This window comes from Peribacillus sp. FSL E2-0218 (assembly GCF_037992945.1).
Classification (GTDB): domain Bacteria; phylum Bacillota; class Bacilli; order Bacillales; family DSM-1321; genus Peribacillus; species Peribacillus simplex_B.
In genome coordinates this window covers 3239424-3263646 of the sequence record NZ_CP150304.1, presented here as the reverse complement: position 1 = coordinate 3263646, position 24223 = coordinate 3239424, and the positions used below count along the sequence as shown (strand labels likewise).

Sequence of the window (24223 nt, the reverse complement as noted above, 5' to 3'; positions counted from 1 at the left end):
ATTCCTACTAGTCAATGAGGTGAATGTATGAAGCAGCGGATGCCTTACTTATCGATCCTATTCATTTTACTCTTTTTTTTGCATACATCTATTGGACAAGCTGCCGAAAATCCTGAAAATACAGAAAGCGTTCAAGAGCCGATCATGCAGTCCGAACTGGTACAAGCCCAAATAGAAAGACTGGGGGTTGATGAGCTTAAACAATATTGGGATGACATTGTCACGGAATATGGCGGATTCTTACCGGAAAGCCAGAAAGGGAGTTTCATGGATTTTGTAAGCGGGGATAAGAAATTCTCCTTTGACCAGTGGCTGAAGGGCATCACAAAATTCGTTTTTCATGAGCTGCTCGTCAACGGCAAGCTGCTGGGCTCTCTTATCCTGTTAACTGTTTTCAGCATGTTTTTGCAGAATTTGCAGAATGCGTTCGAGCAAAGTTCCGTGAGTAAGGTCGCTTATGCAATCGTTTATATGGTGCTTATCATTCTGGCGCTCAACAGTTTCCATGTCGCGATCGAATATACAAAAGACACGATAGATTTGATGATTTCCTTTTTGATGGCGCTCATCCCGCTTCTTTTGGCTTTGATAGCTGCGTCAGGCGGGCTTATATCAGCGGCCTTCTTTCATCCGGTCTTAATGTTTTTAATGAACACAAGCGGCATCCTGGTGCAATTCATCGTTCTCCCCTTATTATTCTTTGCAGCGATTTTGAGCATCGTCAGCACGCTGACCGAACATTACAAAGTAACACAGCTCGCCCAGCTTCTCCGTAACTTTGCCATCGGCATCCTTGGAGCGTTCATGACCATATTCCTTGGCGTCATTTCCGTTCAAGGGGCATCCTCCGCTGTAGCGGACGGGGTTACGATCAGAACGGCCAAATTCGTGACAGGTAACTTCATACCAGTAATCGGGCGCATGTTCACTGATGCAACGGATACGGTCATCAGTGCCTCCGTCCTTCTGAAAAATACGGTGGGCTTATCGGGCGTCATCATATTGCTGCTCATCACGACCTTTCCAGCGATAAAAATCCTGATGATTTCTTTTGTCTATAAACTGGCAGCCAGTCTTTTGCAGCCGCTTGGCGGCGGTCCGGTAATAAAATGCCTCGACATCATCAGTAAAAGCATGATTTATATTTTTGCCGCCTTGGCGATCGTATCACTCATGTTCTTTTTAAGTATCACCGTAATTATTGCCTCTGGAAACATTACACTGATGGTTCGTTAGAAAGGAGGAGGGCTTGGTGAGTTTTTTAGCTGGCTGGGTATCCAATATCATTGTGTTCGTTTTGCTTGCCACAGTAATCGATATGCTCCTTCCCAATTCAGCCTTGCAGAAATATGCCAAAATGGTCATCGGACTTTTATTGATTGCGATCATCATCACTCCTATATTGGGGTTATTCAATAAGGATTTCGATGAAATATTATCTGCCGCGACGAGCGAATTTGAAAATCAGAAAAAAAAAGATTTGGGAAATTTGACAGAAATGAAGAAAAAAGAAATACAAGCTACCCAGGGTGCATATATTTTAAAACAAATGGCTGTTGACTTAAAGGCAGATGTGGAAGAGGAGCTGATGAAGGATTATAACATGAAGATCAGTGCGATTGATGTTGCCGTCAAGAATGAGGAAAAACCAAGCGTGGAAGATTTGCAAAATATCAACATTTCTTTGGAAAAGGCAGAAGGGAAAGAAGACACTTCGATAGAGGCTGTTGCAAAAATCGATATTAACGCAGAGAGGCCATCACCTTCGAACGATGCCAATCTGGATGCGGTCAAAAGTTTTCTGGCAACAAGTTGGTCTGTCGATAAAGAGATCATTGAAATCGCCGGGGAAAGGAAGTGACTTAAGTATTGAACAAAGACAAAGGTCCATTATCCTGGCTGCAAAAACTATTGAATAAGGATCCTGACCAAAAAGAGCCGAAGGAAAAAAAACCTTCCCTGTATGTCTATGCTTTAATCGTTGTCCTTTTGGGAGCGGGGATCATGATGGCAGGTAATCTGTTGACCACCAACCAGACGGGACAAACATCCGACGTGAAGACGGTATTCAATAACAAGCAAGAAGAAAAGGATGATGTCGAAACATTCGGTCAGAAAAATCAATCCGAATTCAAGAACACGAAGGATTATGAAATATACCTTCAAAATGAAATGAAGGAAGCGTTGGAATCGATAACGGGAGTCAAGGATGTAAAAGTCGTAATCTACGTGGATGCATCCGAGAAAAAAGTATATGAAAGAAATAAAGTCACCCAAAAGCAGGTCACGCAAGAAACCGATCAGGAAGGCGGCAAAAGGACGGTCGAGGATACATCGGTGGATGAACAACTAGTTTTAGTCAAAAGCGGCGAAAAAGAAGGGCCGATCATTTCCGAAACAAAGAAACCTATTGTAAGGGGAGTCCTTGTAGTCGCTAAAGGAGCCGAAAACATTCAAATCAAAAAGTGGATCGTCGAAGCTGTCACACGATCACTTGATGTACCGAGTCACAGGGTTTCTGTCATGCCTAAAAAATAAGGGGGAAAATTATCATGTTATTAAAAAAGCAAACGGTTTGGTTATTGACTATGCTAAGTCTGGTCGTTGTCCTTTCAGTCTATTATTTAACCGCTCCTGAAGAAAATGCTGCCGATATGACGGCAACGGAGCAAGCGGAAAAGGCGGAAAATAAGGCGGAAAATAAGGCAGAAAACAAAACGGAAATGAAAACAGACAACAAAGCTGACACAAAAGGTGAAAGCAAAGGGAATAAAGAATCGTCCAAAAATGCAGAAGGTTCATCTGTAACGATAGCATCAGGGGATGAATTCGAATCATTAAGGATGCAGATCGAGGATGAACGCGCAAAGCTGAATGAAGAATTGACAGAAAAGATGGGCAATACAGACCTTTCGGCTGAAGAAAGAGACGAAGCGTATGCTAAAATCGAACAATTAAGTGAAACGAAGGTTAAAGAAAATATCATTGAAAACTTAATTGTGGCCATGGATTATAATGCTGCATTGGTTCGCGTCGATGGTACGGATGTTAAGGTAAGTGTCAAGGCTGATAAACAAACAAAAACAGAAGCCAACAACATTATCCGCCTGGTCCGCAAAGAAGTGAGCGATGCACAAAATGTAGTGGTCGATTTCCAACCTGAAAAATAATCTCAAATCAGAAGGAAACTCTGATACACAACAGCTCTAGTTTGAAGGTCTCCCTTTATAAAAAAAGGGATTTTTTTTTTGTCTTTTTCTCGTTAGTGCATCAGGAGTAAATTTTAGAGGAAAAGCTTTTTTATGCCATTTGATAGTGGGAAATCAACCAGGTATAAAGAATATACTTTTCTAAAATAGTAATATAAAGGGGAGTAACTGTTACTCCAGAAGGATAATCGCTGAAATATCCAGGTAAATGCAAAGGAAATGAAGGGTAAAGAATTCACAATATTATAATAAAGGTGTAGAATGGAAGTATGGATATCAACTTGCAACTAATCTATCATTGAATTTGTATAAGCTAATATTGTATGATGTTAGAAGCTGGTCATAAACTTTTCAATTCTCTACAGGAAACAATATTTTGGGAAAGTGAAATTTCTGTTATAAAACAGGTAGCGTGAATTCGCTTTCGGATGGAGGACCGGCTTCATCTTGCAGAATTGGACAAGATAGAGATAAGCTGAGGGTAAGAGGGTATAAGATGTTACATAAAATATTATTGCCTCACAAACTCATATTAAATTAGACAAGGGGTGCACAAAATGAAAGTGCAAGAAATTCGTGAAATCATCAAGCTAGTCGATCAATCCAATATAAGTGAATTCGTTTATGAAAATGAAGGAACGAAAATTAAATTAAAGAAAACTGAAACGGTTACAGCCATCCAGCCGGCAATTTCTCTGGACGCCCTTCAAGCCAATGCAGCTGTCGAGGTTAAGCCTGCCGCTGCTCCTGAGGCGGTAAAAGCTGTTGAACCGGCAGCACCGGCTCCTGCCGTCTCTGAACGGGAAAATTTACATAAGATCACATCTCCTATGGTAGGGACATTTTACCAATCACCTGCACCGGATTCTCCGGCCTACGTAAAAGCGGGCGATAAAGTGACAACGGATTCGATTGTCTGCATCGTCGAGGCGATGAAACTCTTCAATGAAATCGAAGCCGAAGTTAGCGGTGAAGTCGTTGAAGTCCTTGTAAAAGAAGGACAACTTGTAGAATATGGTCAACCATTATTTTTAGTAAAGCCGGAATGAGGAGCTGTTTCTAAATGATTAAAAAGGTATTAATTGCCAATCGAGGCGAAATTGCTGTCCGAATCATCCGGGCATGCAAGGAGCTGGGGATTGAGACTGTAGCGGTTTATTCGGAAGCTGACAAAGAAGCCCTTCATGTCCAAATTGCCGATGAAGCCTATTGCATCGGTCCCAAACTATCCAAAGACAGTTATTTAAATACAACGAACATCATCAGTACGGCCAAGAAAACGGGATCGGATGCGATTCACCCTGGATATGGTTTCCTTGCTGAAAATGCGAATTTTGCGGAGCTTTGCCGTGAATGCAATATCATATTCATCGGTCCTAGCCCTGAAGCGATCAATAAAATGGGAACTAAGGACGTGGCAAGGGAAACGATGCGAAAAGCTGGGGTTCCGATCGTTCCCGGTTCCAAAGGCATCATCAAAGATACCGATGAGGGAGTGGCCCTTGCCAATGAAATGGGCTACCCAGTCATCATCAAAGCCACTGCCGGCGGCGGCGGTAAAGGGATCCGGGTCGCAAGGACCGAAGAAGATCTCATCAAGGGCATTAACATCACGCAACAGGAAGCCGCGACGGCATTCGGCAATCCGGGTGTTTATATTGAAAAATTCATTGAGGATTTCCGTCATGTTGAAATTCAAGTCATGGCCGATAACCATGGCAATGCCATCCATTTAGGTGAGCGTGACTGTTCCATTCAACGACGCTTGCAAAAGCTGGTTGAAGAAACTCCATCTCCGGCACTGGATGGTGAAACACGTGCGGAAATGGGGCAGGCTGCAGTTACGGCGGCTCTTGCGGTTAATTATTCAGGAGCCGGTACCGTCGAATTTATTTATGACTATGTGAATAGAAAATACTACTTTATGGAAATGAATACACGTATCCAGGTTGAACACCCAGTCACGGAAATGGTGACAGGAGTGGATTTGATCAAAGAACAAATCAAAGTCGCTTCAGGTGATAAACTATCCCTTTCACAAGAGGATGTAACGTTTAACGGCTGGTCCATCGAATGCCGGATCAATGCGGAAAACCCAGAAAAGAATTTTATGCCTTCAGCTGGAAAAATACACATGTATTTACCTCCAGGAGGGTATGGAGTAAGGGTGGACTCCGCAGCATACCCAGGGTACTCGATACCGCCATATTATGATTCCATGATTGCTAAATTGATTGTCCATGCACCGACAAGAGAAGAAGCGATCGAGAAAATGAAGCGCGCTTTAGGTGAGTTTGTCATTGAAGGAATCAGCACAACCATTCCGTTCCATATTAAGCTGCTTCAGCATGAACAATTCGTATCGGGAGAATTTAATACCAAATTCCTTGAAATATATGATGTAATGAACTCATAATGTAAAGGAAGACAGGAGGTGCTTTTGAATGAGTGAAATGGAAGGCCAATTACTCGAAATGAATGATTTTAATAGTGGACTAGGCAAAGTGGAGATTGCACCTGAGGTGATTGAGGTAATTGCGGGCATTGCTGCATCGGAAGTTGAAGGTGTTGCACATATGCGCGGTAATTTCGCTACTGGTGTAGTTGAAAAGCTTGGTAAAAAGAACCACGGTAAGGGTGTTAAAGTGGACTTGACGGGAGAATCGATCAAAGTCGAACTTTATTGCGTCATGAAATTTGGTGTTTCAATTCCGAAAGTTGCCCAAGAAGTGCAAGACAACATTCGTGAAGCCTTGTTGAACATGACGGCCATCGATGCTGGTGAAGTGAACATCCATGTAGTGGGCATAGCATTTGAAAACGCGAAGCAAGAAGCGGATTACGAACAAGAAGTGTAAGTGGCACCATTCGATTCACACCTGCAGAAACCCGGCAAAAAGCCGGGTTTTTGTTTGTTTGGATGCCGGCTCAATGATTGCATCGCTATTCATCCGGGCTGGACTGATAATATTATGGTAAATGAACATAATAAGGCGGTGTCTGGAAGTTTCCCTTTAATTCAAGGGTGATTTCTGTTATTGTGTAAAAGGTGAAATATGAGCATGAAAGCCAGGCAAGCACTTTTTTTGGCACATTCAAATGATTGAATCGTGTTTTCTTGCTGGAAAAGATCGGGGGATGATAGGTTAATCAAGGTGATTATGCCTTTTTCTCCTTTGATTTTGTGAAAAGCAGCTGAAATACGGAAAAACACGCTGTAAATCTTAATGTTTTTGAAAAAAAGTTATTTAATGTTCGTTTGTTCTGGCGTTTTCATATATAATAGTAGATGTTAAAGGAGTAAGATTATGAAAAGAAGAGTAGCCCGTGAAAAATCCCTTCAAGCACTATATCAGATCGATATTGCCAAGTCGGGTGCCGAAGAAGCAATGGAAAGCGTATTGGATGGCGCTCCTACTGATGAATATTTCAAGAAATTAGTCATGGGGATTACGGAAAATCGAGAACAGCTTGATGGAATGATCAGGGACAATTTAGAGAACTGGACGCTGGAAAGATTAGCGAACATTGATCGGAATTTACTGCGAATCGCGATTTATGAAATGGTTCACAGTGAAGATGTGCCTGTAAGTGTCGCAATGAATGAAGCTATTGAAATTGCTAAGAAATTCGGTGATGATCAATCAAGCAGCTTTGTGAATGCCGTTTTATCCAAAGTGAAGGTGAAAAGCGACAGCTAAGGCTGCAGTCTAAAGCCATGAATCTCCCGGCAATTTCTTTAGCAAAAATTAACTTGGGAGGAATATACACATGTCAGCTCAAATCATTAATGGTAAAGAAATTGCAGAGGCAGTTAGGCAGGAAATCAGCAAGGAAGTTCAACATTTACGTGAAAAAGATATGGTCCCGGGTTTGGCTGTCATTCTCGTCGGTGATAACCAAGCCTCACAGACTTATGTACGTAATAAGCAAAAAGCCTGTGAAGACGTGGGGATGCATTCCGTTTTGATCAAAAAGCCTGCAGATCTATCTCAGGAGGAATTAATGCAGAGCATCAATGAACTGAACCAGGATGAAAGCATCCATGGCATATTGGTGCAGCTGCCATTGCCAGGGCATATTTCTGAAAAGGCGATCATCGAAGCGATTTCCCCGGAAAAGGATGTGGATGGGTTCCATCCGATTAACATTGGGCGGATGATGACTGGTCAGGATGCTTTCTTACCTTGTACGCCATACGGGATTATGGTGATGCTTGAGCATATCGGCTATGAGCTTGAAGGAAAGCATGTGGTCATTGTCGGAAGAAGCAATATCGTCGGGAAACCAGCCGGACAATTGTTTTTAAATGCGAACGCAACCGTTACATACTGTCATTCTAAGACAAAGGATCTTGCGTATTTCACCAAGCAAGCCGATGTGGTCGTGGCAGCTGTCGGTAAGAGGGATACGATCACAAGTGATCATATTAAAGAAGGTGCGGTCGTCATTGATGTTGGGATGAACAGGAATGATGAAGGAAAGCTTTGCGGTGATGTGGCGTTTGAAGAAGTGAAAAACAAGGCTTCATACATTACCCCTGTTCCTAAAGGCGTCGGTCCCATGACGATTACGATGCTTATGAAGAATACGGTCAAATCTGCTCAAAAAACATTTGAACAGAGAAAATCAGCATTAAAAAGCTGAAAAAAGCGTTAAAACATTTAAAGAAGCGGACCTCTTGTTTTATAATAACGGGAGACCGCTTTTTTCCATTCATAAATTTTAATGACGTATTACGTGTAACCTATAGGTGAGCTTTCTTTATATCCGATTCCCGTCGGAAGGAGACATGATATGAGTAACCAGCAATATTTGAGCGTGTCGGCATTAACGAAGTACATTAAAAGGAAGTTTGACGTCGACCCCCATTTACAAAATGTGTACATAAAAGGTGAAATTTCGAATTTTAAACAACATACGAGCGGACATATGTATTTTACGCTCAAGGATGAAAAGGCCCGCCTCCTCTCCGTTATGTTTGCCGCTAATTCCAAGGGGATGAAATTCATGCCCGAAAATGGAATGAAGGTACTTGTAAAGGGTGATATTTCATTATATGAAGCGAGCGGACAGTATCAGCTTTATGTGAAAAGCATGGCCCCGGACGGAGTGGGCGATTTGTATCTGGCTTATGAGCAGCTGAAGAAAAAGCTGGAAGCGGCAGGGTTGTTTTTGGCCGAACATAAGAAAATGATTCCACAGTACCCTAAATCGGTAGGGGTCATAACCTCTCCGACCGGTGCTGCATTGCGGGATATCCTGACGACCATCAAGCGGAGGTACCCTATTGCGAAGATCATCGTATACCCTGCGCTTGTCCAAGGGAATAATGCCGCTAAATCGATTGCAAAAGCGATCTCGATGGCTAATGCAAGGGCGGAGAGCGATGTGCTCATAGTCGGAAGGGGCGGCGGTTCGATCGAGGAGCTATGGGCTTTCAATGAAGAAATCGTGGCTGAATCGATCTATGATTCCGATATTCCGATCATTTCCGCTGTCGGACACGAAACTGATTTTACGATTGCTGACTTTGTCGCTGATATGCGTGCGCCGACACCGACCGGTGCCGCAGAGCTAGCGGTGCCGCATCTCAATGAAATACTGGAACGCCTGATGAACCGAAAGAATCGCTTGACCCGTTCGATTCGTGAGGCGGTGAATTTTGAACGCACCAAATTGACGAGGCTGGAGAGATCCTATGCTTTCCGTTATCCTCATAAAATGTATGAACAAAAGCTTGAACAGCTTGACAGGACGAAGGACAGGCTTTTGAAGACAAGTACCCGGTACTTCTTGAAAAAGAAGGATGGGCTAAACCAGTTGAACGATATTCTTAAGAAGCAGCATCCTGAACAAGCGGTAAAAAATGCTCAGGAAGAATTGCAGCAGCATGAAAAAAAATTGCGTCGGGCGATGGAAGCAATCTATCGGCATAAATCGCAGCAATTCGTCCATATGACGGCCACATTATCTGCCCTCAGCCCGTTGAAAATCATGGAGCGGGGCTATGGGTTGGTTTTTACTGGAGATGAGACGCTCGTGAAAAGCACGCAGCAGGTATCCATTGGGGAGAAGATAGCCGTTTCCATAAAGGATGGCACTCTTGAGTGTGAAATTAAAGATATTAAGGAGCGAATTGAACCATGACAAAAAAACAGGAAGCTACATTCGAAGAAGCGATGGAGAATCTGGAAAAAATTGTGGAACAGCTTGAAGAAGGAGATGTGCCCCTTGAAGAAGCCATTTCCATATATAAACAAGGTATGGACTTATCCAGGCTGTGTCATACGAAGCTTAAGGCGGTTGAAGATCAGCTGACCCAAATTTTACGGGAAGACGGGGAACTTGAAAACTTCGTTGTCCAGGAGGAAGAATAACATGAGTCCAACATCCTTCGATCTTTTTTCTAAAGAATACAAAGCAATAATCGAAACGGAAATCATTGAATACGTTAAAAAGCTTGAAGCTCCGGCTGTGGTGAAAGAGGCGATGGCCTATTCACTCGAAGCCGGCGGAAAAAGAATACGCCCTTTATTGGTTTTTGCAGTGTTGGGGGCATTCGGGAAAAACTTGAGAATGGGAATTCCGGCAGCGGCAGCGATTGAAATGATCCATACCTATTCTTTAATTCATGATGACCTTCCCGCGATGGATGATGATGATCTCCGCCGCGGAAAACCGACGAACCATAAAGTATTTGGTGAGGCCGTAGCCGTTCTTGCCGGTGATGCCTTACTTACATATAGCTTCCAATTGATCTCGGGTATGAACGATCCCGAGGTGACGGCCCAAATGAAACTGGACCTTGTAAGCGAAATCGCCAAGTCTGCCGGAGCAGAGGGGATGGTTGGCGGTCAAGTCGCCGATATGGAAGGGGAAGATAAGCAGTTGACCCTCAGGGAATTGGAGTATATCCATGAACATAAAACGGGCAAGCTGCTGACGGCAAGTGTTCTCTCCGGAGCCATATTATCAGGAGCGAATGGAGAGCAGCTTCAGCATTTACGTAACTTTGGCTATCACCTAGGGCTTGCTTTTCAGATACGGGATGATATTCTGGATATTGAAGGATCTGTTGAGTTGATTGGCAAGCCGGTTGGCAGTGATGAAGGAAACCATAAAAGCACATATCCTTCACTGCTTTCGCTCCAAGGGGCGAAGGAGAAGCTTGAACAGCATATTGGCCTTGCCCATGCCTCTTTAGCAAAAACGGCCCTGGAAACCGATTTGCTGAATGAGCTGACGGATTTAATAGCCACCCGAGATCATTGATTGTGGCTAAATTTGTTATCAATTAAGGTTTTATGGTATACTCATTGTGCAAAAATATGTGAAAAACAAGATCGCTTTTTAATGGAGTTACGTGATTAAATAGGTAATGAAGCCGCCGAAATCACCTGGGTGTTGGCGGCTATTTTTAACTTAAAACCAATTTTTCGGTCAAGTCTTCAATATATCCCTCTTGATGAGGATTTGTTTTGCTTCCAACCGAAAATGACAGAAAGTGAGTGGTCCTATTTGGATCTTCTATCTATAAAAGACCCTTCTTTTTTGAAGAAGATGAATAATGAAGAACTAGTCGAGTTAAGTGTGGATATTCGTAAATTCCTTGTAGAAAAACTATCGGTCACCGGCGGGCACATCGGCCCCAATTTAGGAGTCGTGGAATTGACCATTGCTTTGCATAAAGAGTTTGACAGTCCCAATGATAAAATCCTTTGGGATGTCGGACATCAATCATATGTCCACAAAATCCTGACAGGCAGGGCTGGGGAGTTCGATTCCTTAAAGAAATACAAAGGGCTGTGCGGCTTTCCGAAAATGATTGAAAGCCCCCATGATGTATGGGAAACCGGCCACAGTTCAACTTCCCTTTCGGCTGCCATGGGAATGGCTGCTGCCCGTGATATCAAGGGTGAAAAAAGTTTCATTTTACCTGTAATCGGTGATGGAGCCCTTACAGGCGGCATGGCACTTGAAGCCTTGAATCATATCGGGGACGAAAAAAAGGACATGATCGTCATTCTTAATGATAATGAAATGTCGATCGCCCCTAACGTTGGAGCATTGCACACCATATTGGGAAGATTGCGTACGGCAGGTAAATATAACTGGGCAAAAGATGAATTGGAGCTGCTATTGAAAAAAATTCCTGCCGTCGGAGGAAAGCTTGCAGCTACGGCCGAACGCTTGAAAGATAGCATGAAGTATTTATTGGTTTCAGGAATTTTCTTCGAAGAACTCGGTTTCACATACCTTGGCCCTGTAGATGGCCATAATTATGAAGAACTGCTGGAGAATTTAAGATATGCGAAGAAAACGAAGGGACCGGTCCTGCTGCATGTCATCACGAAAAAAGGCAAGGGCTATTCCCCAGCCGAATTGGACACTACAGGAAATTGGCATGGGACAGGCCCATACAAGATCGAAACAGGCGATTTCGTCAAATCCCCTACTAAAGGGCCTGCGTGGAGTGCGCTTGTGAGCGATACCGTCAGCAGGCTTGCCCGTGAAGACGAACGGATAGTCGCCATAACGCCTGCCATGCCTGTCGGTTCGAAATTGGTGGGATTTGCTCAAGAATTCCCTGAACGTTTCTATGATGTAGGGATTGCCGAGCAGCATGCTGCCACTTTTGCAGCTGGCTTGGCTACGCAAAACATGAAACCATTCCTGGCCATTTATTCGACCTTTCTCCAAAGGGCCTATGACCAAGTGGTCCATGATATCTGCCGCCAGAATTTGAACGTATTCATAGGCATCGATCGTGCCGGGTTGGTTGGCTCCGATGGGGAAACGCACCAAGGCGTTTTCGATATTGCTTTCTTACGGCACGTTCCGAATATGGTATTGATGATGCCTAAGGACGAAAACGAAGGTCAGCATATGGTCAATACGGCCATAAGCTATAATGATGGCCCCATCGCTATGCGTTTCCCGCGCGGAAATGGCTGGGGCGTTGCGATGGATAGCGAATTGAAGCAGATACCAATCGGATCATGGGAAGTTCTGAAAGAAGGAACGGATGCTGCCATCTTGACGTTCGGCACAACGATTCCGATGGCCCTTGAGGCTGCAGAACGGCTGGAGAAAGAGGATTATTCCGTTAAGGTGATCAATGCCAGGTTCATAAAACCTTTGGATGAGAAGATGCTAAGCAGCCTACTCGGTGAAAAAATGCCGATCCTGACGATAGAAGAAGCTGTGCTGCAGGGCGGTTTTGGAAGTTCTGTACTGGAATATGCACATGATCAGGGCTTTTATGGAGCCATCATCGATCGAATGGGCATTCCGGATTATTTCATTGAACATGGAAGTGTCGATGAATTGCTGGAAGAAATTGGCTTAACGACCGAAATTGCCATTAAAAAGATAAAAATGATAACACCCAAAAAAGAAAAAAGGGCCTGACAATATGAAAGTAATGAAAGAAAGAGTAGATGTATTGCTTGTAGAACAGGGCTTGGCCGATACACGTGAAAAAGCTAAGCGGATGGTTATGGCCGGTCTTGTCTACGCGAATGAAGAGAGGTACGAAAAGCCGGGGGAAAAGGTGCCAGTCGATCTCGAATTTACGATCAAAGGTAAAGTCATGCCTTATGTGTCAAGAGGCGGGCTGAAACTGGAGAAAGCCTTAAACGAATTCGACTTGCAAATGGACGGAAAGATCCTCCTGGATATCGGATCATCAACTGGCGGGTTCACCGATTGCGCTTTGCAAAATGGTGCGACGATGTCTTATGCACTGGATGTCGGCTATAATCAACTTGCCTGGAAGCTTAGGCAGGATGAACGGGTAAAAGTGATGGAACGGACTAACTTCCGCTATGTTACACCGGCAGATTTGGATGGGGAGATGCCGAACTTTGCAAGCATCGATGTTTCTTTCATCTCGCTCACCTTAATTTTACCTGTGTTAAAGACCCTGCTGGTTCCTAACAGTGACGTCGTTGCCTTAGTGAAACCGCAATTCGAAGCTGGAAAGGATCAAGTGGGAAAAAAGGGAATTGTTCGTGATCCTAAAATTCACAAGCAGGTGCTGGATAAAATCATTTCTTTTGCAAAAAAAGAAGGCTACGATATTATGGATGCCTCCTTCTCGCCAATTACAGGCGGCGATGGAAATATTGAATTCCTGCTTCATTTACATTGGCAAGGATCCAAAGAAGATGGAGAATTCAAGCTATCCAAAACGGTTGATGAGATCGTTTCGGAAGCACATGCCCAGTTTAAAAAAGAATAGCTTGAACTTTAGAGGGCTCCTTTGGCTGAATGGTTGGCTAAAAGGAGCTTTTTACCTTCTGGGGAATCTTTTGAAGGAGCCTTGGCAGCATAGAAACAAATAATGAAAGCACAACGCATGCCATTTAGAGAAAAAATTGTACAATTGCATAAAAATCCGCTACCATTAATATTAACCACCGTAAGGGGGGGCTATTTGCACACAGTGAAGATTGCGAAGCCTTACTAAACCGGAAGCTTTATCCATGATATGAAAGTGATGCGCATGACCAATAGATGAACAACAGTTGAGAAGAGGTGCTTCTGCTTATGAATAAAGGGCAACGACATATAAAAATTAGGGACATTATCACCAATAACGATATCGAGACGCAAGATGAGTTGGTTGAAGAACTGAAATTGGCTGGATACAACGTGACTCAGGCCACGGTATCGCGGGATATCAAAGAGCTCCATCTTGTAAAGGTCCCGTTAACGGATGGCAGGTATAAATACAGCCTGCCTGCCGATCAACGCTTCAACCCGCTTCAAAAATTAAAGAGAATCCTTGTTGATGCTTTTGTACGCATCGATGCAGCGAACAATTTACTCGTCATGAAAATGCTTCCGGGTAATGCCCAGGCAATCTGTGCATTGATTGATAATTTGAATTGGCAAGAAATACTCGGAACGATCGGCGGCGATGATACGTGCTTGATCATTTGCCGCTCTGAGGAAGATGCAAAGATCATTTCCGGCAAATTCTTGGACATGCTCTAATAATTTTGTGAGGTGACCCGTTTGTTAACAGAACTATCGATTAGGAATTTTGCGATCATAGACAGCCTGTCCGTTTCGTTCGAGAAAGGCTTGACTGTCTTGACCGGTGAAACAGGGGCAGGTAAATCAATTATTATAGATGCCGTCCACCTTTTGGTTGGGGGGCGTGGTTCCTCCGAGTTTATTCGTCATGGAGAGTCAAAGGCGGAAATAGAAGGGCTGTTTCAAATAGATGATGAAAAACATCCGGTCTTTGCCAAGGCGGAAGAATTCGGCTTGGACATGCATGATGGGATGGCCATTCTTCGAAGAGACATCTCGCTTAGCGGAAAAAGCGTATGCCGGGTAAATGGAAAACTGGTGACGATTGCCATTTTACGTGAGATAGGGCGAACTCTGATTGATATCCATGGCCAGCATGAACATCAGGAATTAATGGATGAACGACTCCATTTGCCGTTGCTGGATCAATTTGGCGGTGAAAAAATCGCGTCTGCACTTACCGAATACCAAAAGCTATATAAACAATATGAATCCGCTTCGAAGCAATTGAATGATTTAAGTCAGAATGAGCAGCAAATGGTGCACCGTCTTGACTTGATCCAATTTCAATTCGATGAAATCCAAAAAGCCGACTTGAAACTTCAGGAAGATGAAGAATTGATGGAAGAGCGGAAAAAAATTAATAATTTCGAGAAAATCCATGAAGCGCTGCAAACGAGCTATAATGCATTAAACGGTGAGCAGCATGCAATTGATTGGCTGTCGGTAGCCATGAATAACATGGAAGAGGCGGCAGGGCTGGATGAGGGGCTACAAGCCAGCTCAGAAATCGTCTCCAATAGTTACTTCCTGCTCGAGGAAGCCGTATCGAATATCCGAGATCAATTGGATTCCTTGGATTATGATACGGAACGTGTTGAATTCATCGAGGGACGCCTAAATGAAATAAATCAATTGAAACGGAAATACGGACGGTCCATCGAGGAAATCCTCGAATATGGCGCAGGCATTGAAGAGGAAGTCGAAAAGCTGCTTAATAGGGAAACGCATATCGCTAAGCTTGAAAAGGAAATGAAATCGATTAAGGCCGATTTAATTGTTGAAGCAAAGAACCTGTCTGAATTACGCCAGGGGTTCGCTCAACAGCTTACAAAAAAAATTCATCAGGAATTAAAAGATTTATACATGGAAAAAACAATTTTCGAACCTCATTTCCATCAAACGGCTTATACGTTCGATGAGTTGTCAGATAAGGGAATCAATCAGTCCGGGCTGGACTCCATGGAATTTTATATTTCCACGAATCCCGGCGAACCATTAAAACCCCTTTCCAAAATTGCCTCGGGGGGAGAGCTGTCGCGGATCATGCTCGCGCTGAAAAGCATTTTTTCCAAGCATCAAGGCATTACTTCGATTATATTCGATGAAGTGGACACTGGTGTCAGCGGGCGGGTTGCACAATCCATTGCCGAGAAGATTTATAAAGTGGCCACGGGGTCTCAGGTTTTGTGCATATCTCATTTGCCACAGGTCGCAGCCATGGCGGATACCCATTTATTCATTGCGAAAAATGTCAGGGCAGGACGGACGAATACCTCCGTGAAGCCTTTGATTGAAACGGAAAAAATAAAAGAAATCGGCAGGATGATTTCGGGGGTCGAGATTACCGACTTGACGAAGCAGCATGCCAATGAGTTAATACAGCTGGCCAAAAGGCTGAAGATCACTTCTTGATGGGCGCGTAAGAAGATTATGAACATTTATTAACTTCCTCATAAGCATTCATTGTAAAGCTATCCAAAAACGGATAGCTTTTATTTTTTGCTCCTGTTATAAATGATTGTCATGAGGGCTAAATTAAAGGTGTAGCCATAAAGTTTCAGAGAGCGAGGAGAGTGAATGGATTGAAATTTGTATGGATAAACAGGATCATCGGTGGAATTCTCCTTGTTTCGCTATTAACATTAGGGTTATACCAGCCATCTCGTGAATATTTTTTAATTCCAAATCATCTTGTACTATTTGAAGGAAGTCAATATAGTATTTCCAAATCATTGCCTGTTTCTGCAAAAGCTTCGGGATCCAGTGACGGGATTTCGCTTCATGATGAGCAAGCTTCAATTACGCTTGGTGCCGAGAAACCAGGAACGAACGAAGTGTTACTTGATGTGGCGGGATTGCCTGCCAAAAAGGTCGACATTCGGGTGTTGAAGGACTTTAAAGTCATGCCCGGGGGCCAATCCATCGGGGTGAAACTTAATACTCTTGGGGTGCTCGTTGTAGGTCATCATCTCATTGATACTGCGCAGGGGAAAAAATCACCAGGAGAAAAAGCGAAGATTGAAATCGGCGATATTATTACAGAAATCAATGGTCAGACGATAAAGAAGATGGGGGATGTAACCCCTTTTGTTCAGCAGGCAGGTGAGAAGGGGGAAGCGTTGAAACTTGTCATCAATCGTGATAACGAAGTGCTTCATAGTACCCTTTTACCTTTGAAAGATAAGAATGAAGGAACATACAAATTGGGTTTATATATCCGTGATTCAGCAGCTGGCATAGGAACGATGACCTTTTATCACCCGGATTCGAAAAAATATGGGGCATTGGGACATGTTATTTCTGATATGGACACGAAAAAACCGATTGTTGTAAAGGATGGACAAATTGTTCAATCGACGGTCACTTCCATTGAAAAGGGAAGTAATGGTGACCCGGGAGAAAAATTGGCACGCTTTTCATCCAATAAAGAAAAAATAGGCAATATCAATCGAAATAGTCCCTTTGGAATCTTTGGAAAATTAAATCAGGATTTCAAAAACGGAATCAGTGACAAAGCACTTCCCATCACCCTTTCCCATGAGGTAAAGGAAGGACCAGCAAAAATCCTGACTGTGGTGGATGGCTCCAAAGTAGAAGAATTCGATGTGGAAATCGTCAGTTCCATCCCTCAAAAATTTCCTGCCATCAAAGGAATGGTCTTGAAAGTGACGGATAAAGAATTGCTTCAAAAAACGGGCGGGATCGTTCAAGGTATGAGCGGCAGTCCTATCATACAAAATGGGAAATTAATCGGTGCAGTCACCCATGTATTTGTCAATGATCCTACAAGTGGGTATGGAGTCCATATTGAATGGATGTTAAACGAAGCCGGTATCAATATATACGACAAAGATAATTATGAAAAGGCAAGTTGAAGACCGGGTATCCTTTAGGATGCCCTTTTTTTGATTGAGCCACGGAGAGAATAGCGGCAAATAAGGAGAAGCGAAGGATTTACAGCTGTTTTATTTAAAAAGTAGGAGGTTTTTTTGAAACGATGTGATAAAATGATAACGATGTGAAGATTTTTCGACAATCGATTTATTCGAATAGCAAACGAAGTCGAAAACAAGAGATATCGGGAGAATAATATTGAATTCCTTATATTTTTTCAAAAATAAAAGGAATTTAGTTTCCATTGTCGAAAAGTTCAATTACAATAGAATTTAGTCATATAGAAAAAAAGACCAATTGTAGTTGAGGAGGAAATCAAGCGTGAAAAAAATTAAGGTGTGCGTTGTAGATGATAATAGAGAACTTGTTGGCCTTCTGGAAGAATACATTTCTGCACAGGAAGATATGGAGGTAATCGGGGTAGCCCATAACGGTCAAGATTGCCTGGGGATGCTGGAAAACGTTGATCCCGATATATTGATCCTCGATATTATCATGCCTCATTTAGATGGGTTAGGTGTATTGGAGAAGCTTCGTGAAGTAAAACGGGGTGCCATGCCTAACGTAATTATGCTTACTGCCTTTGGTCAAGAAGATGTCACGAAAAAAGCCGTTGATTTGGGCGCGTCCTACTTCATCCTGAAGCCTTTTGATATGGAGAATTTGGCCAATCATATTCGTCAGGTGAGCAATAAAGGGCAGGCAGTATTGAAAAATCATAGCCAATTCAGTTATCGTCCCCAAAATGAATCCAAGCCCAAGAACCTGGATGCCAGCATTACAAGCATTATCCATGAGATTGGTGTGCCTGCACATATTAAGGGTTATTTGTATTTAAGGGAAGCCATATCCATGGTGTACAACGATATTGAACTGTTGGGGTCGATCACCAAAGTGTTGTATCCGGATATTGCCAAAAAATACAATACAACCGCCAGCCGTGTTGAGCGTGCCATCCGCCATGCGATTGAAGTGGCCTGGAGCCGCGGTAACATCGAATCCATTTCATCCCTATTCGGTTATACCGTCAGCATGACTAAGGCAAAGCCTACGAATTCCGAATTCATCGCGATGGTCGCCGACAAGCTCCGTCTTGAACATAAAGCTTCTTGACAGGGATACGGGGAACCTGTTGATAAGATTCGTATGTAATCCATTGATCAGATAAAGGCTAGAGCCGCTAAAGATAAATAAGAATCCCCTTGCTGGTGGCACTAGACAGGAAGAAGATGCTTGTGGTTTTGCAACTTCGACTTTTTACATGCCGGCTAAAAATTAAACGCCTTTTATTTATTGGATTTTGCAGGAAGAATCCAATAAATAAAAGGCGTTTTTGTTTGTAATGTTATCAGAATATTCAGTGTTATGGAAAAGGTGGTTCCTTTTGTGGCTTTTATCTTAATTTTTAGATTATAATCATAGGTATATATAATCGTACGATGAGGGGGGATGTACTTGATCTTTGAAGAAAATGAGCATTTTGTATTAGAATCGGCGTCAGGATTGGTATATATAACCGTTTTTCTGAAGGGCTTTTCCATTCTGGGTTTTAACCCAGTCCTGCTCAAGTTCCCACAAATCATGCTGGAGCATGTAAAAGACTTAAAACAAGCCCTGACGGAGGCTACCGGGGAGAGAATTCCGGTGGGCCGGCTGAAACCCATAATCGAGTTGGACATGGCTGAGGATAAAATGTCTGCACGTGTAAAACTCAATTGTTCAGAAGCTCACCTTAAAGAAAATCATTCAGCCATCGTGGGAAATATTCTCGAGAGCCTTCAAAAGGAACATATTACAGACGGCATATTGATGAATGTTTTGCAAAACGAACTGACCATCAACGATCGTAAGGTCATTGCGATTGGGAAAGAACCAGTCCATGGCAAGGATGCCGTCGTTACCTATTTTAAACGATCGGAACGAAAACCTGCGGTCAGGGAAGATGGTAAAGCTGATTATTATGATATGAGTTTTCTTGATGAGGTGAAGAAGGGCGATTGGCTCGGTGAAAGGATACCGCCTTCCTCAGGAGAAATGGGGCAGTTGATTACAGGGGAGCTTGCGTTGCCTAGAAAAGGAAAAGACAAACACCTTGTTTATGACAAAAAAACGGTTGAGCCATATGAGGAAGACGGTAAGATCGTACTCAGGGCGTTGATTGACGGGGTAGTGGACTTCAGGGATGGGAAGATCACGGTAGGCCCCCACTTATCGATTGATGGAGATGTAGGGATTGAAACCGGGCATATCGAATTTGATGGAAGCGTTACGGTTAAAGGGACAGTCGTGGACCATTTTTCCGTGACGGCTACAAAGGATATTTCCATACTAAGTGAGCTCGGTATAAGCAATGTGAAAGAAATCAAATCAAAAGAGGGAGACGTTTTCATTAAAGGCGGCATATTCGGTAAAGGCCTATCAAAGGTTTCTGCAGAAAGGAACATTTTTGTGAAACACGCCAATGAATGCCACTTGACGGCAGGGGAAAATATACATATCGGATCATATTCACTAGGCAGCTTCCTTAAAGCAAAGAATATTTTCACTGATGAAAAAAAGGGGAAATTGATTGGCGGCGTTATCGAAGCTCAAGCAAAGGTGAGGGCGGCAGTGATCGGTAACCGTATGCAACGGAAAACGGTCATTAATGTTAAGGGGTTTAACCGTAATCTTATCAAGGATGAATTGAACCAGATCTTGCTTTTATATAAATCAAAGCTTGAACAATTGGAATTGATCAAGGAAAGGCTTGAAGTGTATGAGATGTTTCTTGGTGAATGGACTGAAGTGCAGCATTTCCAATATGAACAAACCAGAAAGCGGTTGGAAAGTATGCTCGCCCAAATTTTTCAAATTGATGAGGAACGGAAATCGATCATGGATATGCTTGAATCTAAAGGGGAAGGGGAAATCATGATTGGACAAATGGCGTTTCCCGATACACGGTTGCAAATCAAAAGTCTGGAAAGGAAATTGAATGTTATGACGAAAGGAACCTTTTATGCCGAAAATAATCACCTGCATTTTGATTGAATTCCGCTGAAGGCTTGATATTGATGTAAATATTTTTGCTTTGCTTTTCATAAATTGGGATATGACGGTTTATGAGAGGTGGGGGCGTTAACATGACCTTAATCTTTGCTCATCGAGGCTCGGCAGGAACACATCCGGAAAATACGATGTCCGCATTCAATGAAGCGGTACGCGTCGGAGCGGATGGAATTGAAACGGACGTCCAGCTCTCGAAAGACGGGGAAGTGGTCATCATCCATGACGAGAAGCTCGACCGAACGACAAATGCATCGGGATATGTGAAGGATCGGACACTGCGGGAGTTGAAAACCCTCAATGCATCCTTCGGTACAAAGGGGAAATGGGGAAGAGAAAAAATACCGACCCTCGTGGAATTATTGAACTGGCTAAGCCATAATCAGTTGTTGTGCAATATTGAATTGAAAAACACGCTTTTTCTGTATCCAGGCTTGGAAGCGAAGGTCATACAACTCGTCCGTGCCTACAAAATGGAGGATAGGATCATTCTTTCTTCCTTCAATCATTATAGTTTGGTGACTTGTCACCAATTAGCGCCTGAACTGGAAACCGCACCGCTTTATCGGGATGGTCTTTACATGCCGTGGGTTTATGCAAAGGCAATTGGCGGAAGCGCCATCCACCCGAATATTCGTGCTGCCCCCGATGTCATCATTCAAGCCTGTTTGAGCATGGGTATGCCTGTACGGCCCTATACCATCAATAAAGCAGCCGAAATGAGGCGATTATTCGACTTGGGATGCAGCGCCTTCATCACCGATTTTCCGGAAGAAGCGGTTCGGGTCAGGGAAGGACATCATAGGTAGTATAGAAAAGGCTCTTTTCGTAAAGATTGTTGTTTTTTAATTTTAGGGCAGGGGAGCAGATTCCTGCAGGTGCAGCGGGACAGGTGCGGCTAAAACGGGCGTTCAAGCCGGGGAGGCTTACCGTTTAGCCCTCTGTCATGCTGAAACCAACCACTGCATGACTTGGCGAATAACAATAAAGTATGAAAATGGCCAATAAGAAGAAGGTGCCCATATTTTGAGAGGGCACCTTCTTTTTAAGAATCAAAACTTATTGAACCTGCTTTGGACTTTGTTTTGTTTTCGATCCCGATGAAGGATGAACCCTGCAATAAAGGCAATCCCGCCAATGGTAATGATCAGGCCGATCAAGAATTGCATCCAAAGGAGTGGATAGGGAGGCTGTAAAATACCGAACACCATGTCCCTCATTATTTTTATGCCATAGGCGGCAAAGGCGCCGGGTATAAAAAGAATCATAAAAGCGAGTAAGCGTTTCATGCGGTCAAATCCCTTCCGATAATTCCGTCTTAAAAAAATGATAAAGGATATAAAAAATTTGTCAAGTTTCGGGAATGCAGAAAAGGACTGGAAGCTGCAAGCTGAATGACTGTTTTTCAAGGGATTTCAATATGGTAAAATGAGGGGAGAGCACGAAAAGGATTGTAGGGAGATTTTCTCATTGGGGATTAGTTGGAAGGGAGATGGCTCATGCAAAAGGTCATGATAGTAGGAGGGGGCGTCGGGGGCACAACCGTGTTGAAACTCCTTTCGGAAAGTGAAGTATTCTCGATGGTTTGTATGGCTGATACGAATGGATTAGCAGAAGGGATGCTGGTTGCAAAAGAACGAAGGATTCCTACAGTGACTAGCTGGAGCGAGGGGATGAACGAGGATCTGGACATCATCGTCGATACCACGGGAGATCCATCAGTCTATAAAGAGATCAAAAGGGAGATGGGCGAAAAAACGATCCTCATTCCTGGCAGCGTAGCCCTCATCATGTCCAAGCTATTTGAAGAAAAAAATCGGTTGATCAATAAATTGGAGAACGCTTCGGCAAAAATGGACTTGATCCTTAATACGACCAGTGAAGGAATGGTCGTGATCGACCATGACGGATTGGTCGTCATGTTCAATGATAGTGCCGAACGAGCAGCGAATGCAAAACGTAAGGATGTCATTGGCAGGCACATTACAGATCTCGTCCCTTCAACGGGGTTATTGCGTGTCATGGAAACGAACCGGAAAGAAGTAAATCAACGAATCATCCTGGATAATGGATTGGAGCTCATTGCGACAAGAATTCCTCTCGTAAATGCCGAAAAGCAAGTAATCGGTGCGTTTTCCATGTTCAGGAACAAGACGGAAGCGGTACAATTGGCGGAGCAAATCACGGATTTGAAAGAAATTCAGACGATGCTGCAAGCGATCATTCAATCCAGTGATGAAGCCATTTCAGTCGTTGATGAGAAGGGTAGGGGACTTTTGATCAATCCTGCGTATACACGAATCACTGGCTTGACAAAGACCCAAGTGATTGGGAAGCCGGCCTCCATTGACATTTACGAGGGCGAGAGCATGCATATGAAAGTGCTCCAGACAAAAAAGCCTGTAAGGGGTGTCAATATGCGTGTCGGCCCGAAGCATAAGGAAGTCATTGTGAATGTTGCTCCGATCATTGTCGATGGACACCTGAAAGGAAGTGTGGGCGTCATTCATGATGTTTCGGAAATTCAAAACCTGACGCATGAATTGAACCGGGCACGACAGATCATCAGGACGCTACAGGCCAAATATTCCTTTGATGATATAATAGGGGCTTCCGAAGAGATGAAGCTTCCCGTTGAACAGGCGAAATTATCGGCAAGGACACCGGCGACTGTCTTATTGAGGGGCGAATCAGGGACAGGCAAGGAGCTTTTTGCCCATGCCATCCATAATGCGAGCGATAGGAAATTCAATAAATTCGTTCGAGTCAATTGTGCAGCCATCTCTGAATCATTACTGGAAAGTGAACTGTTCGGATATGAAGAGGGAGCCTTTACAGGAGCAATCAGGGGCGGAAAGGTCGGTTTTTTTGAAGAGGCCAATCAAGGGAGTATCTTTTTGGACGAAATTGGCGAATTGCCAGCCAATATCCAAGCTAAATTGCTTCGGGTTTTACAAGAGCGGGAAATCATCAGAGTAGGCGGAACAAAGCCAATTGCCATCAATGTCAGGGTCATAGCCGCCACGAATATCAATCTTGAAAAAGCGATAAGAAATGGAACTTTCAGGGAAGACTTATATTTCAGGCTGAACCGCATGCCCATTTTCATCGCTCCCCTTCGAAAGCGAAAGGAAGATTTGAGGGAACTGGCGGAACATTTAATCCATAAAATCAATCAGGAGTATGGCAGGAGCATAGAGGGAATCACCGATGCTGCCATAGAGAAGATGCAAAACTATGACTGGCCGGGGAATGTCAGGGAACTGGAGAACATTTTAGGACGGGCGATCATTTTCATGAAATTGAATGAGACAACCATTGATATCCAGCATATTCCGGATTTTATCGAAACGATATCATTCAAACATGATAAAGAAGCGACGACGAAGCCGCCTTCATACGTATCAGGTAAAAAGCTATCGGAGATAATAGACCAGTATGAAGCAGAAATCATCGAGCAGGCGGTACATACCTTTAATGGAAATAAAACGCTTACGGCAAAAGCGCTGGGGATTTCAGTCAGAAATCTATATTATAAAATGGAAAAATTAGAACTATGATAATTATTGCACGCAAGATATTGCGCAGTGTGCAAGATGATGCATGGAATTTTCTGATTTATTTTAATTTAGGTGAGAATTCACTTCCGGCATGAAATTTTTTTAATTTTGGTATAGGCTATAATGGGTAAACTTTTCAACAGGCATCCACATTCTGTTGTGACCGGGGCTTTTGGCATCCTT

The 24223-nt window shown here is 43.3% G+C and carries 22 protein-coding genes; 21 read left to right on the top strand and 1 reads right to left on the bottom strand.

Features of this window, described 5'->3' with window-relative positions; translation table 11 throughout:
- The first annotated feature begins 27 nt into the window (after positions 1–27).
- The 20 genes from spoIIIAE to MHI53_RS15575 all read left to right on the top strand — a co-directional run bounded on the left by spoIIIAE (position 28) and on the right by MHI53_RS15575 (position 21289).
- The gene (gene spoIIIAE / locus MHI53_RS15670; protein ID WP_061144414.1) at positions 28–1236 is read left to right on the top strand and encodes a stage III sporulation protein AE; all 1209 of its coding nucleotides are present in this window, start codon (positions 28–30) and stop codon (positions 1234–1236) included.
- Positions 1237–1252: 16 nt separating this feature from the next.
- The gene (gene spoIIIAF, locus MHI53_RS15665) at positions 1253–1861 is read left to right on the top strand and encodes a stage III sporulation protein AF (RefSeq protein WP_061144413.1); all 609 of its coding nucleotides are present in this window, start codon (positions 1253–1255) and stop codon (positions 1859–1861) included.
- An 8-nt stretch (positions 1862–1869) separates the two neighbouring features.
- The gene (spoIIIAG, locus tag MHI53_RS15660; RefSeq protein WP_061144412.1) at positions 1870–2538 is read left to right on the top strand and encodes a stage III sporulation protein AG; all 669 of its coding nucleotides are present in this window, start codon (positions 1870–1872) and stop codon (positions 2536–2538) included.
- 14 nt (positions 2539–2552) lie between these two features.
- Positions 2553–3170 (top strand): SpoIIIAH-like family protein, encoded by a 618-nt coding sequence (locus tag MHI53_RS15655; protein ID WP_061144411.1) that lies wholly within the window; start codon positions 2553–2555, stop codon positions 3168–3170.
- Positions 3171–3766: 596 nt separating this feature from the next.
- Positions 3767–4258 (top strand): acetyl-CoA carboxylase biotin carboxyl carrier protein, encoded by a 492-nt coding sequence (gene accB / locus MHI53_RS15650; protein ID WP_061144410.1) that lies wholly within the window; start codon positions 3767–3769, stop codon positions 4256–4258.
- A 14-nt stretch (positions 4259–4272) separates the two neighbouring features.
- Positions 4273–5625 carry an acetyl-CoA carboxylase biotin carboxylase subunit gene (gene accC / locus MHI53_RS15645; RefSeq protein ID WP_061144409.1) on the top strand — a complete coding sequence of 451 codons (1353 nt, stop codon included), beginning with the start codon at positions 4273–4275 and terminating at the stop codon, positions 5623–5625.
- A 28-nt stretch (positions 5626–5653) separates the two neighbouring features.
- The gene (locus tag MHI53_RS15640; protein WP_061144408.1) at positions 5654–6067 is read left to right on the top strand and encodes an Asp23/Gls24 family envelope stress response protein; all 414 of its coding nucleotides are present in this window, start codon (positions 5654–5656) and stop codon (positions 6065–6067) included.
- A 450-nt stretch (positions 6068–6517) separates the two neighbouring features.
- Entirely contained in the window at positions 6518–6910 is a 393-nt protein-coding gene (gene nusB, locus MHI53_RS15635; RefSeq protein ID WP_061144407.1) for a transcription antitermination factor NusB, read from the top strand.
- Between the two features lie 70 nt (positions 6911–6980).
- A complete protein-coding gene (folD, locus tag MHI53_RS15630) occupies positions 6981–7856 on the top strand; it encodes a bifunctional methylenetetrahydrofolate dehydrogenase/methenyltetrahydrofolate cyclohydrolase FolD (RefSeq protein ID WP_340371701.1) in 876 nt (291 codons plus the stop codon).
- 150 nt (positions 7857–8006) lie between these two features.
- A complete protein-coding gene (gene xseA / locus MHI53_RS15625; protein ID WP_340371700.1) occupies positions 8007–9359 on the top strand; it encodes an exodeoxyribonuclease VII large subunit in 1353 nt (450 codons plus the stop codon).
- Positions 9356–9589, top strand: coding sequence for an exodeoxyribonuclease VII small subunit (locus MHI53_RS15620; protein ID WP_061144404.1), 234 nt, complete (start codon positions 9356–9358; stop codon positions 9587–9589). Before xseA ends, MHI53_RS15620 begins: the two co-directional genes overlap by 4 nt.
- 1 nt (position 9590) lies before the next feature.
- Positions 9591–10484 (top strand): polyprenyl synthetase family protein, encoded by an 894-nt coding sequence (locus MHI53_RS15615; protein WP_340371699.1) that lies wholly within the window; start codon positions 9591–9593, stop codon positions 10482–10484.
- A gap of 246 nt (positions 10485–10730) precedes the next feature.
- The gene (gene dxs / locus MHI53_RS15610) at positions 10731–12623 is read left to right on the top strand and encodes a 1-deoxy-D-xylulose-5-phosphate synthase (RefSeq protein ID WP_061144442.1); all 1893 of its coding nucleotides are present in this window, start codon (positions 10731–10733) and stop codon (positions 12621–12623) included.
- A gap of 4 nt (positions 12624–12627) precedes the next feature.
- Positions 12628–13455, top strand: a complete 828-nt coding sequence (locus MHI53_RS15605) for a TlyA family RNA methyltransferase (RefSeq protein ID WP_340371698.1) — start codon at positions 12628–12630, stop codon at positions 13453–13455.
- Positions 13456–13763: 308 nt separating this feature from the next.
- On the top strand, positions 13764–14213 hold the full coding sequence (argR, locus tag MHI53_RS15600) for a transcriptional regulator ArgR (protein ID WP_061144401.1): 450 nt from the start codon (positions 13764–13766) through the stop codon (positions 14211–14213).
- Positions 14214–14234: 21 nt separating this feature from the next.
- Entirely contained in the window at positions 14235–15950 is a 1716-nt protein-coding gene (gene recN / locus MHI53_RS15595) for a DNA repair protein RecN (protein WP_340371697.1), read from the top strand.
- 170 nt (positions 15951–16120) lie between these two features.
- A complete protein-coding gene (gene spoIVB / locus MHI53_RS15590) occupies positions 16121–17413 on the top strand; it encodes a SpoIVB peptidase (RefSeq protein ID WP_061144399.1) in 1293 nt (430 codons plus the stop codon).
- Between the two features lie 340 nt (positions 17414–17753).
- The gene (gene spo0A / locus MHI53_RS15585) at positions 17754–18545 is read left to right on the top strand and encodes a sporulation transcription factor Spo0A (protein WP_061144398.1); all 792 of its coding nucleotides are present in this window, start codon (positions 17754–17756) and stop codon (positions 18543–18545) included.
- 342 nt (positions 18546–18887) lie between these two features.
- The gene (locus MHI53_RS15580) at positions 18888–20465 is read left to right on the top strand and encodes a FapA family protein (RefSeq protein ID WP_340371696.1); all 1578 of its coding nucleotides are present in this window, start codon (positions 18888–18890) and stop codon (positions 20463–20465) included.
- Positions 20466–20557: 92 nt separating this feature from the next.
- Positions 20558–21289, top strand: a complete 732-nt coding sequence (locus MHI53_RS15575; RefSeq protein WP_340371695.1) for a glycerophosphodiester phosphodiesterase — start codon at positions 20558–20560, stop codon at positions 21287–21289.
- A gap of 243 nt (positions 21290–21532) precedes the next feature.
- On the opposite strand, the gene MHI53_RS15570 is transcribed toward MHI53_RS15575, so the two are convergent.
- Positions 21533–21769: a DUF2627 domain-containing protein gene (locus tag MHI53_RS15570; RefSeq protein WP_061144395.1), complete on the bottom strand. Its 237-nt coding sequence runs from the start codon at positions 21767–21769 to the stop codon at positions 21533–21535.
- A gap of 210 nt (positions 21770–21979) precedes the next feature.
- Between MHI53_RS15570 and MHI53_RS15565 the strand changes: the two genes are divergently transcribed.
- A complete protein-coding gene (locus MHI53_RS15565; protein WP_340371694.1) occupies positions 21980–24040 on the top strand; it encodes a sigma-54-dependent Fis family transcriptional regulator in 2061 nt (686 codons plus the stop codon).
- Positions 24041–24223: the final 183 nt, after the last annotated feature.